Source organism: Rhodopseudomonas parapalustris, from assembly GCF_053772255.1.
In genome coordinates this window covers 1-14,033 of sequence record NZ_JAMKBZ010000050.1, presented here as the reverse complement: position 1 = coordinate 14,033, position 14,033 = coordinate 1, and the positions used below count along the sequence as shown (strand labels likewise).

The 14,033-nt window shown below is 65.9% G+C and carries 13 protein-coding genes; 4 read left to right on the top strand and 9 right to left on the bottom strand.

The genetic code is table 11. The annotated features are described in order from the left end of the window. Nucleotides 1-109: 109 nt before the first annotated feature. Together M9H71_RS24435 and ftsY are read right to left on the bottom strand one after the other, a co-directional pair. Nucleotides 110-727: a septation protein A gene (locus M9H71_RS24435; RefSeq protein WP_455407455.1), complete on the bottom strand. Its 618-nt coding sequence runs from the start codon at nt 725-727 to the stop codon at nt 110-112. Then, the gene (gene ftsY / locus M9H71_RS24430; RefSeq protein ID WP_455407454.1) at nt 724-1,671 is read right to left on the bottom strand and encodes a signal recognition particle-docking protein FtsY; all 948 of its coding nucleotides are present in this window, start codon (nt 1,669-1,671) and stop codon (nt 724-726) included. Before ftsY ends, M9H71_RS24435 begins: the two co-directional genes overlap by 4 nt. Nucleotides 1,672-1,699: 28 nt before the next feature. Between ftsY and M9H71_RS24425 the strand changes: the two genes are divergently transcribed. The 3 genes from M9H71_RS24425 to M9H71_RS24415 all read left to right on the top strand — a co-directional run bounded on the left by M9H71_RS24425 (nt 1,700) and on the right by M9H71_RS24415 (nt 5,917). Next, nucleotides 1,700-2,674, top strand: coding sequence for an RluA family pseudouridine synthase (locus tag M9H71_RS24425; protein WP_455407453.1), 975 nt, complete (start codon nt 1,700-1,702; stop codon nt 2,672-2,674). 371 nt (nt 2,675-3,045) lie between these two features. Continuing rightward, nucleotides 3,046-4,998, top strand: coding sequence for an acetate--CoA ligase (acs, locus tag M9H71_RS24420; RefSeq protein WP_455407452.1), 1,953 nt, complete (start codon nt 3,046-3,048; stop codon nt 4,996-4,998). Nucleotides 4,999-5,419: 421 nt separating this feature from the next. Next, entirely contained in the window at nt 5,420-5,917 is a 498-nt protein-coding gene (locus tag M9H71_RS24415) for a L,D-transpeptidase (protein WP_455407456.1), read from the top strand. A gap of 86 nt (nt 5,918-6,003) precedes the next feature. On the opposite strand, the gene M9H71_RS24410 is transcribed toward M9H71_RS24415, so the two are convergent. From M9H71_RS24410 to sdhC, 7 genes are all read right to left on the bottom strand, one after another. Next, nucleotides 6,004-7,863, bottom strand: coding sequence for an OmpA family protein (locus M9H71_RS24410; RefSeq protein ID WP_455407451.1), 1,860 nt, complete (start codon nt 7,861-7,863; stop codon nt 6,004-6,006). Nucleotides 7,864-8,122: 259 nt separating this feature from the next. Beyond that, entirely contained in the window at nt 8,123-8,383 is a 261-nt protein-coding gene (locus M9H71_RS24405) for a hypothetical protein (protein ID WP_455407450.1), read from the bottom strand. Next, nucleotides 8,384-8,872 (bottom strand): pyridoxamine 5'-phosphate oxidase family protein, encoded by a 489-nt coding sequence (locus tag M9H71_RS24400; RefSeq protein ID WP_455407449.1) that lies wholly within the window; start codon nt 8,870-8,872, stop codon nt 8,384-8,386. A gap of 195 nt (nt 8,873-9,067) precedes the next feature. Further along, complete coding sequence (locus M9H71_RS24395) at nt 9,068-9,850, bottom strand: succinate dehydrogenase iron-sulfur subunit (RefSeq protein WP_455407448.1); 783 nt, start codon at nt 9,848-9,850, stop codon at nt 9,068-9,070. A gap of 107 nt (nt 9,851-9,957) precedes the next feature. Continuing rightward, nucleotides 9,958-11,781, bottom strand: a complete 1,824-nt coding sequence (gene sdhA, locus M9H71_RS24390; RefSeq protein ID WP_455407447.1) for a succinate dehydrogenase flavoprotein subunit — start codon at nt 11,779-11,781, stop codon at nt 9,958-9,960. Between the two features lie 3 nt (nt 11,782-11,784). Further along, on the bottom strand, nt 11,785-12,198 hold the full coding sequence (sdhD, locus tag M9H71_RS24385; RefSeq protein ID WP_455407446.1) for a succinate dehydrogenase, hydrophobic membrane anchor protein: 414 nt from the start codon (nt 12,196-12,198) through the stop codon (nt 11,785-11,787). Further along, nucleotides 12,195-12,593 (bottom strand): succinate dehydrogenase, cytochrome b556 subunit, encoded by a 399-nt coding sequence (sdhC, locus tag M9H71_RS24380; RefSeq protein ID WP_455407445.1) that lies wholly within the window; start codon nt 12,591-12,593, stop codon nt 12,195-12,197. The genes sdhD and sdhC overlap by 4 nt, the downstream gene beginning before the upstream one ends. A gap of 379 nt (nt 12,594-12,972) precedes the next feature. Between sdhC and M9H71_RS24375 the strand changes: the two genes are divergently transcribed. Further along, nucleotides 12,973-13,917, top strand: coding sequence for a cation diffusion facilitator family transporter (locus tag M9H71_RS24375; protein ID WP_455407444.1), 945 nt, complete (start codon nt 12,973-12,975; stop codon nt 13,915-13,917). Nucleotides 13,918-14,033 lie beyond the last annotated feature (116 nt).

Genomic DNA, 14,033 nt, shown 5'->3' with positions numbered 1-14,033 from the left:
ACGTACTACGTCATGCCCGGGCTCGACCCGGGCATCCATCCCTTCACAACAAGATGGATTGCCGGGTCAAGTGTTCAGCCCGGCAATCACAGTCTGGGGCCAAGCAGCCTCAGCGCCCCGAGACGTCGCCTTCGTCGGCGGCGCTCTGTTCGAGCGTCGCCGGTTCGGCCGCGTAGCGCTTGGTCAGCGGCATTTGCATCAGCGCGAACAGCATGGTCAGCGGCACCATGCCGAACACCTTGAAGTTGACCCAGAAGTCGGTCGACTGGGTCCGCCACACCGCTTCGTTGAGCAGCGCCATCGCGAAGAAGAACAGCGCCCAGCGCAGCGTCAGTTTGCGCCAGCCTTCCGGCGTCAGGTTGAACACCTGATCGAACATGATGGCGATGAACGAACGGCCGAACAGCAGCCCGCCGCCGAGCACCGCGCCGAACAGCGTGTACACGATGGTCGGCTTCATCTTGATGAAAGTCTCGTCGTGCAGCACCAGCGTCAGGGTGCCGAACACCAGCACCACCGCCGCGGTCACCAGCGCCATCACCGGAACATGCCGCGTAACGACGTAGGAGGCGATCACCGCGGCGACCACCGCCACCATGAAAGCACCCGTGGCGGCGAACAGATGAAACTTGGCGTTGACAACGAAGAAAACCAGCAGCGGCCCCAACTCGGTCGCGAGCTTGAACAGCGGATGCGGCCGATTCTTCTCGAGCAGCTCGTCGGTCATGCCGCCTCCGTGCCGGCGATCGCCTTGGCGAAATCGCGGGCGGTGAACGGTGACAGATCGTCGGCGCTCTCGCCGACCCCGATGAAATGCACCGGCAGTTTGTGCTTTTCGGCGATCGCCACCAGGATGCCGCCGCGCGCGGTGCCGTCGAGCTTAGTCATCACCAAGCCGGTGACGCCGGCGGTTTTGGTGAACGCCTCGACCTGCGACAGCGCGTTCTGGCCGACCGTGGCGTCGAGCACTAGCAGCACCGCATGCGGCGCGCTGGCATCGACCTTCTTGATCACCCGAACGATCTTCTCGAGCTCGCTCATCAGTTCGGTGCGGTTCTGCAGCCGGCCGGCGGTGTCGATCAGCAGCACGTCGCGGCCCTGCTCCTTCGCCGCGGTGAGCGCGTTGAATGCCAACCCCGCAGCATCAGAGCCTTGCGCGCCGGCGACCACCGGCGTTCCGGTGCGCTCGCCCCAGACCTTGAGCTGGTCGATCGCCGCCGCGCGGAAGGTGTCGCCGGCAGCCAGCATCACTTTGTGGCCCTCGGCGGCGAAATGCTGCGACAGCTTGCCAATGGTGGTGGTCTTGCCCGAGCCGTTGACTCCCACCATCAGCACCACGAACGGCTTCCTGGCGGCATCGATCTGCAGCGGCAGCGCCACCGGCGCCAGCACCTTCTCGACCTCCGCGGCGACGATCTCCTTGACGTCGCTGGCCGAGATCATCTTGTCGTAGCGCCCCTCTCCGACCGCCTTGGCGATCCGCGACGCCACCTCGGTGCCGAGATCGGCGCGCAGCAGCACGTCCTCGATCTCCTCGAGCATCGCCCGGTCGAGCTTGCGCTTGGAAACGAATTCCGACAGCGCGGTCCCGATCGAACTCGAGGTGCGCTTCAGACCGCTGGACAGCCGCCGCCACCAGCTCTGTTTCGAATTTTCCGGAGTGTCGTTCATCAGGCCGCTGTGTTAGCCGTTTCGCGCCATGAACGAAAGCCACCCCGATCAATTCGACCTGCCGGAACTGACGCCCGACGAAATCCTGGCGCGGGTGCTGTATCGGGACGGGCTGATGCTGGTGATCGACAAGCCGCCCGGCCTGCCGGTGCATCGCGGGCCCAAGGGCGGCCCGAACCTGGAGGCCTCGTTCGACGCGCTGCGCTTCGGCCTGCCGCGTCCCCCGGTGCTGGCGCATCGGCTCGACCGCGACACCTCTGGCTGTCTTGTGCTCGGCCGTCATCGCAAGGCCACGGCGACGCTCGGGCTGCTGTTCAAGCACTCGCGGATTTCCAAAACCTATTGGGCTGTGGTCGAGGGAGGCCCTGCAGAAGATCAGGGCACCATCGATCTGCCGATCGGCAAGCTCAACGCCGAGCGCGGCTGGTGGCAAAAGATCGACCTGGAGAGCGGGCTTCCGTCACTGACGAAATGGCGGGTGATGGGCCGGTCGGGAGTTTTGCCGGCCGCCGCGACGACCACCTCCGCAACATCCGCCCCTCCCCCCGACGCTGCGGCAAGCGGCTCCCCTCCCCCTTGCGGGGAGGGGGCGGGGGCGGGGGTCCACAGCGGCAGCCTTACTTCGGGGCGCCCTCACCCCAACCCTCTCCCGCAGGCGGGAGAGGGAGTTCGCCCTGCTCGGGGAGAGGCCGATAATCTGTCTCGAAAGCCGGGCGCGATCCTTGGTGCGCCTCCCCCGACGCAGCTCACATGGCTGGCGCTCGAGCCTGTGACCGGTCGGACCCATCAGCTCCGGGTGCATTGCGCCGCGATGGGCTGGCCGATCTTCGGCGACAACATCTATGGCAACGGCCCGCGGTTCGGCGAACCGCGGCTGCATCTGCATGCCCGCGAGATCGTCATCCCGCTGTCGCGCAACAAGCCGCCGGTGGTGGTGACCGCGCCGCCGCCGCCACATATGTGGCCGCGCCTGCAAGCCTGCGGCTACGTCGTGGACGCCTGATCGCCGGGACGGGGCTCTCGCCGCAATCGCGAACGGACCGGCTCCTGCTGTTTGCCGCGGCGCACGCAAGACGTTTATCCGTTCGCCGATGCGCGCGGACAACGCCGAAAGTCGGATCACGGCCGACTTGTCGTGCGTGGCCGCACCGACGCATAATCGGTCCAACAACAACAGCCGGAGGCTGAGACGATCGCACGTCTCTTCACCGGCGATGCTCACCCCACAGCATGTCCATGACTTCGCCCGGATCGCAGGATCAACGATCGGCGGAGGCAAACTTGTTGGCGGGTGAGTCGCCGGTTGCAGCGGGGTTGCGGTCGAGGCACCGACGGCGGGGTGCGGCGCGGGCCGCTTACAGTGTGGAGGAAGCTATGTCCGAGAAGATCTATGACGTGCCTGCGGAGTGGGCGAGCCGCGCCTTCGTCGATGACGCCAAATACCGGCAGATGTACGAACGCTCGGTCAAGGATCCGACCGGATTCTGGGCAGAGCACGCGGGGCGTGTCGACTGGATCAAGGCGCCGACCAAGATCGACAACTGGTCTTACGCACCCGGCAACGTCTCGATCAAATGGTTCGAGGACGGCGTCCTGAACGCCGCCTACAATTGCATCGACCGCCATCTCGACAAGCGCGGCGATCAGGTCGCGATCATCTGGGAAGGCGACGACCCCTCGCAGTCGCGCAGCATCACCTATCGCGAGCTGCACGACGAAGTCTGCAAGTTCGCCAACATCCTGCGTAACCGCAACGTCGGCAAGGGCGATCGCGTGACCATCTACCTGCCGATGATCCCGGAAGCCGCGTTCGCGATGCTGGCCTGCGCCCGGATCGGCGCGATCCATTCGGTGGTGTTCGCTGGCTTCTCGCCGGACAGCCTCGCCGGCCGCATCAACGACTGCCAGTCCAAGATCGTCATCACCGCCGACGAAGGCCTGCGCGGCGGCCGCAAGGTGCCGCTCAAGGCCAATGTCGATGCGGCGCTGAAGAAATGCGACGGCGTCGACTGGGTGATGGTGGTGAAGCGCACCGGCGCCGCGGTCGAGATGGATGACGTCCGCGACTTCTGGTATCATGAGGCGGCCGAGATGGTGACGACCGAATGCCCGGTCGAGCACATGCACGCCGAAGACCCGCTGTTCATCCTCTACACCTCGGGGTCGACCGGGCAGCCCAAGGGCGTGCTCCACACCACCGGTGGCTATCTGGTGTTCGCGTCGATGACGCATCAATACGTCTTCGACTATCACGACGGCGACATCTACTGGTGCACCGCCGACGTCGGCTGGGTCACCGGCCACAGCTACATCCTGTATGGCCCGCTCGCCAACGGCGCCACCACGCTGATGTTCGAGGGCGTGCCGAACTACCCGAGCAATTCGCGGTTCTGGGAAGTCATCGACAAGCACAGGGTCAACATCTTCTACACCGCACCGACCGCGATCCGCGCGCTGATGCAGGCCGGCGACGAGCCGGTGAAGAAGACCTCGCGCAAGTCGCTCCGCCTGCTCGGCTCGGTCGGCGAGCCGATCAATCCGGAAGCCTGGGAGTGGTATCACCGCGTCGTCGGCGAGGATCGCTGCCCGATCGTCGACACCTGGTGGCAGACCGAGACCGGCGGCATCCTGATCACCCCGCTGCCCGGCGCCACCAAGCTGAAGCCGGGCTCGGCGACCCGGCCATTCTTCGGCGTGGTGCCCGAGATCCTCGATCCGGAAGGCAACGTGCTGGAAGGCGAATGCACCGGCAACCTCTGCCTCGCCCGGTCCTGGCCCGGCCAGATGCGCACCGTTTACGGTGATCATGCCCGGTTCGAGCAGACCTACTTCTCGGCCTACAAGGGCAAGTACTTCACCGGCGACGGCTGCCGCCGCGACGCCGACGGCTTCTATTGGATCACCGGCCGGGTCGACGACGTCATCAACGTCTCGGGCCATCGCATGGGCACCGCAGAGGTGGAATCCTCGCTGGTGGCGCACCCCAAGGTCTCGGAAGCCGCGGTGGTCGGCTATCCGCACGACATCAAGGGCCAGGGCATCTACGCCTACGTCACCCTGATGGCCGGCGAGGAGCCGACCGAGGATCTGCGCAAGGAGCTGGTCGCCTGGGTCCGCAAGGACATCGGCCCGATCGCCTCGCCCGACCTGATCCAGTTCGCGCCCGGCCTGCCGAAGACCCGCTCCGGCAAGATCATGCGCCGCATCCTGCGCAAGATCGCCGAGGACGAGCCGTCCTCGCTCGGCGACACCTCGACGCTGGCCGATCCGGCGGTGGTCGATGATCTGGTCGAGCATCGCCAGAACAAGAGCCACAAGGCGGGCTGAGCCCGCCGACGCGCCCGCGGCCAAGCGCGGCTGCGAGCAATGCGAAGGCCCCGCCCCTGTCCGAGGGGGCGGGGCCTTTTGCGTCTGGCGGCACGACCGGCCGGTCGGCGCTTGTTAGTTGCGCCAGAGCCGATGCCGGCGTGATGCCAGTCCGCGTGGGCTGTGGCGATTCGATCACATCCGAGCGAGGATGGGGGCCCACGGACATTTTTGCCGGCGGGTGTTGTTTGCCGGACATTTACTTTGTTCCCGGGATTTCTCTTCAATAGTACGCCCACGTTCATTTCGGTCGCCCAGCACATACCAGTTGGTTAGTTCACGCTGCGACCATCGCGGGCGCTGAGGGGCGCCGGAGCGAAGCTGACCGGTGCGAGGAAACTGGAGAGGCTGAATGTCTTTTGGATTTCGTTCGGCGAAATGGATGCTGGCGGTCGCGGTCGTGGCAGGCGCCGCCACGCTGACGGCCCCACGAGCCGAGGCAAGACCCGACCTCGTCGTCTTCCGCGGCGACTACTCGCCCGGCACGATCGTGGTGAAGACCGGCGAACGCCGGCTGTATCTGGTGGTCGAGCCGGGTCACGCGGTGCGCTACCCGGTCGGCGTCGGCAAGGCCGGCAAGCAATGGGCCGGCATCACCAAGATCGACGGCAAGTATCGCAATCCGGCCTGGGCGCCGCCGGCCGACGTCAAGCACGACGTCCCGAGCATCCCGGACGTGATTCCGGGCGGATCGCCCGCCAACCCGATGGGTGTTGCGGCGATGACGCTGGCGGGCGGCGAGTACGCCATTCACGGCACCAACCGGCCCCGGTCGATCGGCGGCTTCGTGTCCTATGGCTGCATCCGGATGCTGAACCAGGACATCACCGACCTGTACGAGCGGGTCCCAGTCGGCACGACCGTGGTGGTCGCCCACTGACTGGCGGCGATACCGGAGCCGGACCAAAGAAAAAGCCGCGGGAGGAGTGCCCCCGCGGCTTTTGTTTATCGTGAGTCCGCGTCCGCTCAGCGCCGCGGGGCGGCGCCCGGGGGCGGCGGCGGCAGCGACGCCTGGCCGCCATTGAGGAGCGGCGTGATGCGCCGCACCGTGACCCGGCGATTCTGACGCTCCGGACCCTGAGTCGGGATCTTGAGATACTGCTCGCCATAGCCCTGCGAGGTCAGGTTCTCGGCTGGCACCCCGAACTGCTGGGTGAGTAGCGCCGCGGCGGCCTCGGCGCGACGATCCGACAGCGACAGGTTGTCGGTGTCGTTACCGACCGCGTCGGTGTGGCCTTCGATCAGGAACACCTCGCGCGGGTTGCGCTGGATGGCCCGGTTGAGACCATCCGCGATCACCTGCAGCTTCGCGGCCTGATCCGGCGGGATATCCCACGATCCGGTCTCGAAGGTGATGGTATTGAGATCGATCGACGGCATCCGCTGCCGCACCGACGGGCTGTAGCGGATTTCGTCCATGCTGTAGCGGCGCTCGATCCGCTCCACCGGCGGAGCCTCGAGGGTGTCGTAGATCAGCTCCGGCGAAGCGTCCTCGTAGTCGACGATGTAGCGGTCGCGCGGAATCCGGATCACCGGCGGCGGCAAATCGACGTAGAAATTCGCCCGGTCGCGCGGACCGTAGCTGTTGTCGATGATGATGATCTCGCGACCGTCGCGATCGCGGCGGATTCGGCGAAGGAGCTGGCCGTCGTCACCGGTCACGTTGATGATCTCGGTGCCGTCGGGCCGCACAACGATGGTGCGGATGCCGCCACCGCGGATGTCCTCGGTGCGAATGTTGCGCGCGCCGTAGCGGAAGCGATCGATCTCGTTGTGGCGGATGAACTCCTGGCCGCCCGGATCGCGCACGATGATGCGGCCGGGCTCGGTGATGACCGTGCGACCGTTCTGCTGCACCTCCCGCCGCTGGCTGCGGAAGTCCGAGATGTTGCGCGGCCCCTGCGGCGCTGCGCCCTGCGGAATCGGGGTCAACGCCTGAGGCGACGGCGGCGGCGCGGCCGGGATCGGCGCGGTCACTGTCGGTGGCGGGGGGGGGGGGGGGGGCGGCGGCGCGACAGCCGGAGCAGCGGCGGGTTGCGACGTCTGAGCCGGCTGAGATTGGCTGCGCTCGGGCGAAGCGGGTGGAGCGACGGCGGGTCCGGCACCGGGGGCTCCGGGACCAGCCTGTGGCCGCGGCGGCGGGCCGCCTGCGGGAGCGCCTGGCTGCGGGCCGCGTTCGCCCGGCGGGCGGGCGGCCGGAGCCACGGCGGGCCCCGTCTGATGGGCCGGCGGAGTTTCGGCTTTCGGCTGCGCCGACGGAGCGGGAGCCGGAGCCGGCGCTGCAGCGGGCGGCGGCGGCGGACCGCGACGCGGAGCTTCGCCCGACGGCGGCGGAGTTACGCCCGGAGGCGGACCACGTCGCTGCGGAGCCTCACCGGAAGGCGGCGCGGACGGACGTTGCTCGGCGGGAGCAGCGGACGGTTTTGGCGGGGCCGATTGCGGCACGATCTGGGGTGGGGCGTTATGGCTCGGCGGGGGCGGCACCGGACGCGCGGGCGCAGGTGCGGCCGCCGGAGGCGGAGGCGCAGCTTTCGGAGGAGCCGGCGGCGGAGGCGGTGCGGCATGTGGCGGAGCGGCATGGGGCGGCGGGGACGGAGGCGGGGGCGGGGCGCTTGGTGCGGCCTTGGGCGGCGCGGGCGCCGGGCGCGGACCGTGCGGCGGCTCCTCCTTTTTCTTGTCCTCGGACGGGGCCGGCGCGGGGCCGCCCTGCACCGCCTGCGCGAGCAGCATGGGCGCGGGCGCGCTTTCGGCCGCGGCGGGATGACTGATCAACGACCCGAGCGTCAGCGCCGTGGTCGCGAGCAGTGCAACATTTAGCTTCGTCATCAAACAGACCCTCAATGGAGCAGGCTGGCTTCATTCGACGCAGTCGAACAATCACCGCCACGCTCCGATCAACGACAAGGCGTGAGGCCCAATTGTGGCAACAGGCTTCAACCGTGGAGAAATAAATCCGCCGCGTTCGAGCCTCGAACGCGGCGACATTCATCATGAGTTCATGAGCAGGATCGGCATCGCAAGCAGAGGCGACTCGTCGGCGCGCGTAGTAACAAGTATGAACGACACATGGATACCGGGTGAGACGTTACGCCACGGCAGGATTCGGCGCGCCGGGTCCAGGCGGACTGCGTACCGGCAGTTCGTCCGGCGTCCGCCCAGGTAGTTCGTTCGGCTGCGGCGGCGCGCCCGGCTCTTCGATCGGCGGCGGAATGTCGGGATTGGGGTTGCCGGGCGGCTGCTCCTGCGGCGGCTCGGTCGGCGTGCCGGGAGTGCTCGGCGGCACTTCCGGCGGCGGCGTCACGGGCCCCGGATCGTTCGGTACTTCCTGAGGTTCGCCGGCCATCATCTAGATCGCCACCTTGGCGTTCTCGCCGAGGTCGGGCCGGCTGCCGGTCGCGGCCGCGACCATCATCTTGGCGTAGCTGACGATGGAGCCGGGCGAATCCCAGTACTCGGCTTCGTCCGGCGTCACCTTGAGAACGCGAATGTTCGGATCGTCCGGGCTGTCCCACCAGGCCTTCGCTTCGGTGCCGAACAGCTCCTTGATCTTGGCACGATCGTTACTGATCGCCGCGACGCCCGTCACCGAAACGTATTTCTGCGCGCTGGCATTGGCGAAGCCGAGATTGACGTGGTGATCCTTGGCGATCTCCTCGTCCTTGTGGCGGCGCATGTCGGTAAGGAAGTAGATTGCGCCTTCCTCCGGCCGCACATAGGCAGCCATCGGCCGCGACCGAATCTTTTCGCCATCACGCGTCGCCAGCATCGCGAAGGTGATCTTCTTCATCAGATCCCACGCATGCTGCGCATCGCCGTTGTTGGAATTGATCGCCATGTCTCGTCTCCCGTGTGTTCGCGGCAATAACGATCGCTTTGCAGCGATGTTCCGCATTCCGGCAGGCGATCGATGCTCAGGACACGGCGTCTCTGGATTGCTTCGCCTCGCTCGCAATGACCGGCAAAGCTGTCCGCAAAACAAAACGGCCGAGCGATCCGCCCGGCCGTTGCAATGCGGTGACGACGTTGCGCCTTAGATCTGGCGTTCGACCAGCTTGAGCTTGAGATTGGCGATCGCTTCCGACGGGTTGAGACCCTTCGGGCACGCCTTGGCGCAGTTCATGATGGTGTGGCAGCGATAGATCCGGAACGGATCTTCGAGATTGTCGAGGCGCTCGCCGGTGGCCTCGTCGCGGCTGTCTTCGACCCAGCGGGTCGCCTGCAAGAGCGCAGCCGGGCCGAGGAAGCGATCCGAATTCCACCAGTAGCTCGGGCACGAGGTCGAGCAGCAGGCGCACAGGATGCACTCGTACAGGCCGTCGAGCTTTTCGCGATCGGAATGGCTCTGCCGCCATTCCTTCTGCGGGGTCGGCGTGACGGTCTGCAGCCAGGGCTGGATCGAGGCGTACTGGGCGTAGAAGTTGGTGAGGTCGGGGACCAGATCCTTCACCACCGGCTGATGCGGCAGCGGCGTGATCTTCACCGCGTCGTCGCGAACGTCGTCCATCGCCTTGGTGCAGGCGAGCGTGTTCTCGCCGTCGATGTTCATCGCGCAGGAGCCGCAGACGCCTTCGCGGCAGGAGCGACGGAAGGTCAGGGTCGGATCGATGTTGTTCTTGATCCAGATCAGGCCGTCGAGAACCATCGGGCCGCAATCGTGCTTGTCGACGTAGTAGGTGTCGATGCTCGGGTTCTTGCCGTCGTCAGGATTCCAGCGATAGACGCGGAATTCACGAACCTCGGTCGCGCCTTCCGGCTTCGGCCAGGATTTGCCGCCGACAATCTTCGAATTCTTCGGAAGTGCGAATTCAACCATGGATCTGCCTCTGGTCTCTCCTGGTCATTGCCGGGCTCGACCCGGCAATCCATCTCGTTGGGAAGAAGATGGATGCGCGGATCAAGTCCGCGCATGACGATTTTGAATCAATACACCCGCGGCTTCGGCGGAATGTACTGGACGTCGTTGGTCATCGTGTAGTCGTGGACCGGCCGGTAATCGATGGTCACATCGCCCTTGTCACCGATCCAGGCCAGGGTGTGCTTCATCCAGGCGGCGTCATCGCGATCCGGGAAGTCTTCGCGGGCATGAGCGCCGCGGCTCTCGGTGCGGTTGGCTGCCGAGTTCATCGTCACCACCGCCTGGACGATCAGATTGTCGAACTCGAGGGTTTCGACCAGATCCGAATTCCACACCAGCGAGCGATCCGACACGCCGACATCGCCGACGCTGCCGTGGACCTTCGCGATCAGATCCTTGCCCTCGGCGAGCACTTCGCCGGTGCGGAACACAGCGCAGTTGTTCTGCATCACATGCTGCATCCGCTCGCGCAGCTTGGCGGTCGGGGTGCCACCCTTGGCGTAGCGATACTTGTCGAGACGGCCGAGCGACATCTCGGCGGAGTTCGCCGGCAGCTCCGGCTGCTTGCCGTTCGGCACCAGCTTCTCGGCGCAGCGCAGCGCCGCGGCGCGGCCGAACACCACGAGGTCGATCAGCGAGTTGGAGCCGAGGCGGTTGGCGCCGTGCACCGACACGCAGGCCGCTTCGCCGATCGCCATCAGGCCCGGCACCACCGCGTTGTCGTCGCCGTCCTTCTTGGTGACGACTTCGCCGTGGAAGTTGGTAGGGATACCGCCCATGTTGTAGTGAACGGTCGGCAGGATCGGGATCGGCTCGCGGGTGACGTCGACGCCGGCGAAGATCCGCGCCGATTCCGAGATGCCCGGCAGCCGCTCGTGCAGCACTTCCGGCGCCAGATGGTCGAGGTGCAGGAAGATGTGGTCCTTCTTCTTGCCGACGCCGCGACCTTCGCGCATTTCGATCGTCATCGCGCGCGAAACGACGTCGCGCGAGGCGAGATCCTTGGCCGACGGCGCATAGCGCTCCATGAAGCGCTCGCCTTCGGAGTTGACCAGATAGCCGCCTTCACCGCGGGCGCCTTCGGTCACCAGACAGCCCGAGCCGTAGATGCCGGTCGGGTGGAACTGAACGAACTCCATGTCCTGCAGCGGCAGGCCGGCCCGCAGCGCCATCGCGCCGCCGTCGCCGGTGCAGGTGTGCGCCGAGGTGCAGGAGGCGTAGGCGCGGCCGTAGCCGCCGGTGGCCAGAATCGTGGTCTGTGCCTTGAACCGATGGATGGTGCCGTCGTCGAGCTTCAGCGCGACGACGCCGCGGCAGCAGCCCTGATCGTCCATGATCAGGTCGATGGCGAAGAATTCGATGTAGAATTCGGCCGAATGGCGCAGCGCCTGGCCGTACATCGTGTGCAGCATGGCGTGGCCGGTGCGGTCGGCGGCCGCGCAGGTACGCTGCGCCTGACCCTTGCCGAAATCCATCGTCATGCCGCCGAACGGACGCTGATAGATCTTACCGTCTTCGGTGCGCGAGAACGGCACGCCCCAATGTTCGAGCTCGTACACGGCTTCGGGCGCGTTGCGCACCATGTACTCGATCGAGTCCTGATCGCCGAGCCAGTCCGACCCCTTGACGGTGTCGTACATGTGCCAGCGCCAGTCGTCCTTGTGCATGTTGCCGAGCGAGGCCGAGATGCCGCCCTGGGCCGCCACGGTGTGCGAGCGGGTCGGGAACACCTTGGTGATGCAGGCGGTGCGCAGGCCCGCTTCGCTGCAGCCGACCACCGCGCGCAGACCGGCGCCGCCGGCGCCGACCACCACGACGTCATAGGTGTGGTCCTCGATCGGATAGGCGTTGCCGCCCGCCGCCGGGGCGCCGTTGCCGTTCGCCGCCATGCCTTAAACTCCGGATGCCATTTTGAAGATCGCAAAGATCGCGGCCAGCGCCACGGCGATCGAGAAGAAGTTGTTGGCCATGATGGTGACCAACTTGAGCTTTTCGTTCTGCACGTAGTCCTCGATCACCACCTGCATGCCGATCTTCATGTGGATCGCGGACGCAATGATGAACAGGATCATGATCAGCGAGATCAGCGGCGAGCCGAGGATCTGCGCGGCGGCGGCCTGGTTACGGCCGAGCAACATCATGATCACCACGATGGTCGGCAGGATCAGCAGCGTCATCGCGACGCCGGTGATGCGCTGGCGCCAGAAATCCGACGTGCCGGAGCCGGCAGGTCCGAATTTGCGCACCTTGCCGATCGGGGTGCGCATCGAGGACTTCGGTGCGCCGTGTGCGTTGCCGCCGCTCATCGGGCCACTCCCATCGAATAGGCGATCACCCACAGCAGAACGGTCAGCACCACGCCGCCGATCAGCGCCGCCCAGGTCAGCCACTCGCGGTCGGCGGTCTTGAAACCGTAGCCGAGGTCCCAGACGAAGTGGCGGACGCCGCTGAGAAGATGGTGCATCAGCGCCCAGGTATAGCCGAACACGATCAGCCGGCCGATCCACGAGCCGGTGAAGGCCTGAACATTGGCGTAAGCCGCCGGGCCGGCGGCGCAGGCGATCAGCCACCACGCCAGCAAGAGGGTTCCAGAATACAGGGCGACACCGGTGGCGCGATGGACGATGGACATCGTCATCGTCAGGCTCCAGCGGTAGGCCTGCATGTGAGGCGAAAGCGGTCGTTCCATCCTGGCGGTCATCGGCTCAATCGGTTGGCGGCGAGCGGACAGGGCCCCGGGGAGAGGCTCGCGAAGGTGCCTCTATTTACGGAGCTCATTCAGTCAGCGCAACGATGAAATCACATTGTCGGAATATTGATTCATTTCTTGAAGCCCCGTCGATGCAAGGCCATGCGAGTCGTCCTCGACTGCTTCTCGGACTCGAGCGATGAAGTTCGATTCACAAGCTCGGACGAACGCCACCGAGTTGCTGTCGCGAAGCGGCTGCACTGCCCGCGTGAGAATTGGACCAATTCTGATCCGCAACTTGCTCTGCAGCTTTCGTATCGCTTGGCGACGTGCGACTGTTTGAATCCCATCGCCGGGGAGTCCCAGCCCTGCACCACAGCGTTCTGTTTGGATGAGTCACGATCATCATCACCATCACGGACCGAGCGCCTCGCATGGTCCGGGTGGTCATAGTCATGCGCCGAAGGATTTCGGTCGCGCCTTCGCGATCGGCATCGCGCTGAACGTCGTGTTCGTGATCGCCGAAGCGGCATTCGGTTACTTCAGCAATTCGATGGCGCTGATCGCGGACGCCGGCCACAATCTGTCCGACGTCGCCGGTCTGGTGGTGGCGTGGATCGCCGCCGGGCTGTCGAAGCGCCCGCCATCGGCGCGTTACACCTATGGCCTGCGCGGCTCCTCGATCTTGGCAGCGCTGTTCAATGCGGTGTTTCTGCTGCTGGCCGTCGGCGCGATTGGCTGGGAGGCGATCGTGCGGCTGTTTGCGCCCGAGCCGGTCGCAGGTATCACCGTGATGGTGGTGGCCGGCATCGGCATTGTGATCAATGCCGTCACGGCCTGGCTGTTTGCCTCGGGCCGCCACAGCGACCTCAACATTCGCGGCGCTTACTTGCACATGGCGGCGGATGCGGCAGTGTCGGCCGCCGTGGTGGTGGCCGGTGTCATCATCCTGTTCACCGGTTGGTATTGGATCGATCCGGCCGTCAGCCTGCTCGTCGCGGTGGTCATCGTCTGGGGCACCTGGGGCCTGTTGCGCGACTCCACCGCGCTGTCGCTGGCGGCGGTGCCGCGCGGCATCGACCCAACGGCGGTGCGGGCATTCCTGTCGAAACTTCCTGGCGTCACGCAGGTCCACGACCTGCACATCTGGGGAATGTCGACCACCGAAGTCGCCTTGACCTGCCATCTGGTGATGCCCGGCGGCTCGCCGGGCGATCCCTTCCTGGTCGACCTCGCCCACGAACTGCAGCACGATTTCGGCATCGCGCACACCACGGTGCAGATCGAGACCGACCCCACCACCGTCTGCGCGCTGGCGCCGGATCATGTGGTGTAGGTGAGGTTTCGTAGCACGCACTTGTTACCGCTCCTCGCTTCTGCAACGAGGAGCGGTTACTAGTTCGCCTCGCACTCAGGCTACATTCACTAACTCGTCGTCCGTGAACAATTTGG

Coding starts and splice junctions, on each gene's coding strand:
- M9H71_RS24435 (WP_455407455.1), bottom strand. CDS start 727: ATGACCGACGAGCTGCTCGAGAAGAATCGGCCGCATCCGCTGTTCAAG.
- ftsY (WP_455407454.1), bottom strand. CDS start 1,671: ATGAACGACACTCCGGAAAATTCGAAACAGAGCTGGTGGCGGCGGCTG.
- M9H71_RS24425 (WP_455407453.1), top strand. CDS start 1,700: ATGAACGAAAGCCACCCCGATCAATTCGACCTGCCGGAACTGACGCCC.
- acs (WP_455407452.1), top strand. CDS start 3,046: ATGTCCGAGAAGATCTATGACGTGCCTGCGGAGTGGGCGAGCCGCGCC.
- M9H71_RS24415 (WP_455407456.1), top strand. CDS start 5,420: ATGCTGGCGGTCGCGGTCGTGGCAGGCGCCGCCACGCTGACGGCCCCA.
- M9H71_RS24410 (WP_455407451.1), bottom strand. CDS start 7,863: ATGACGAAGCTAAATGTTGCACTGCTCGCGACCACGGCGCTGACGCTC.
- M9H71_RS24405 (WP_455407450.1), bottom strand. CDS start 8,383: ATGATGGCCGGCGAACCTCAGGAAGTACCGAACGATCCGGGGCCCGTG.
- M9H71_RS24400 (WP_455407449.1), bottom strand. CDS start 8,872: ATGGCGATCAATTCCAACAACGGCGATGCGCAGCATGCGTGGGATCTG.
- M9H71_RS24395 (WP_455407448.1), bottom strand. CDS start 9,850: ATGGTTGAATTCGCACTTCCGAAGAATTCGAAGATTGTCGGCGGCAAA.
- sdhA (WP_455407447.1), bottom strand. CDS start 11,781: ATGGCGGCGAACGGCAACGGCGCCCCGGCGGCGGGCGGCAACGCCTAT.
- sdhD (WP_455407446.1), bottom strand. CDS start 12,198: ATGAGCGGCGGCAACGCACACGGCGCACCGAAGTCCTCGATGCGCACC.
- sdhC (WP_455407445.1), bottom strand. CDS start 12,593: ATGACCGCCAGGATGGAACGACCGCTTTCGCCTCACATGCAGGCCTAC.
- M9H71_RS24375 (WP_455407444.1), top strand. CDS start 12,973: ATGAGTCACGATCATCATCACCATCACGGACCGAGCGCCTCGCATGGT.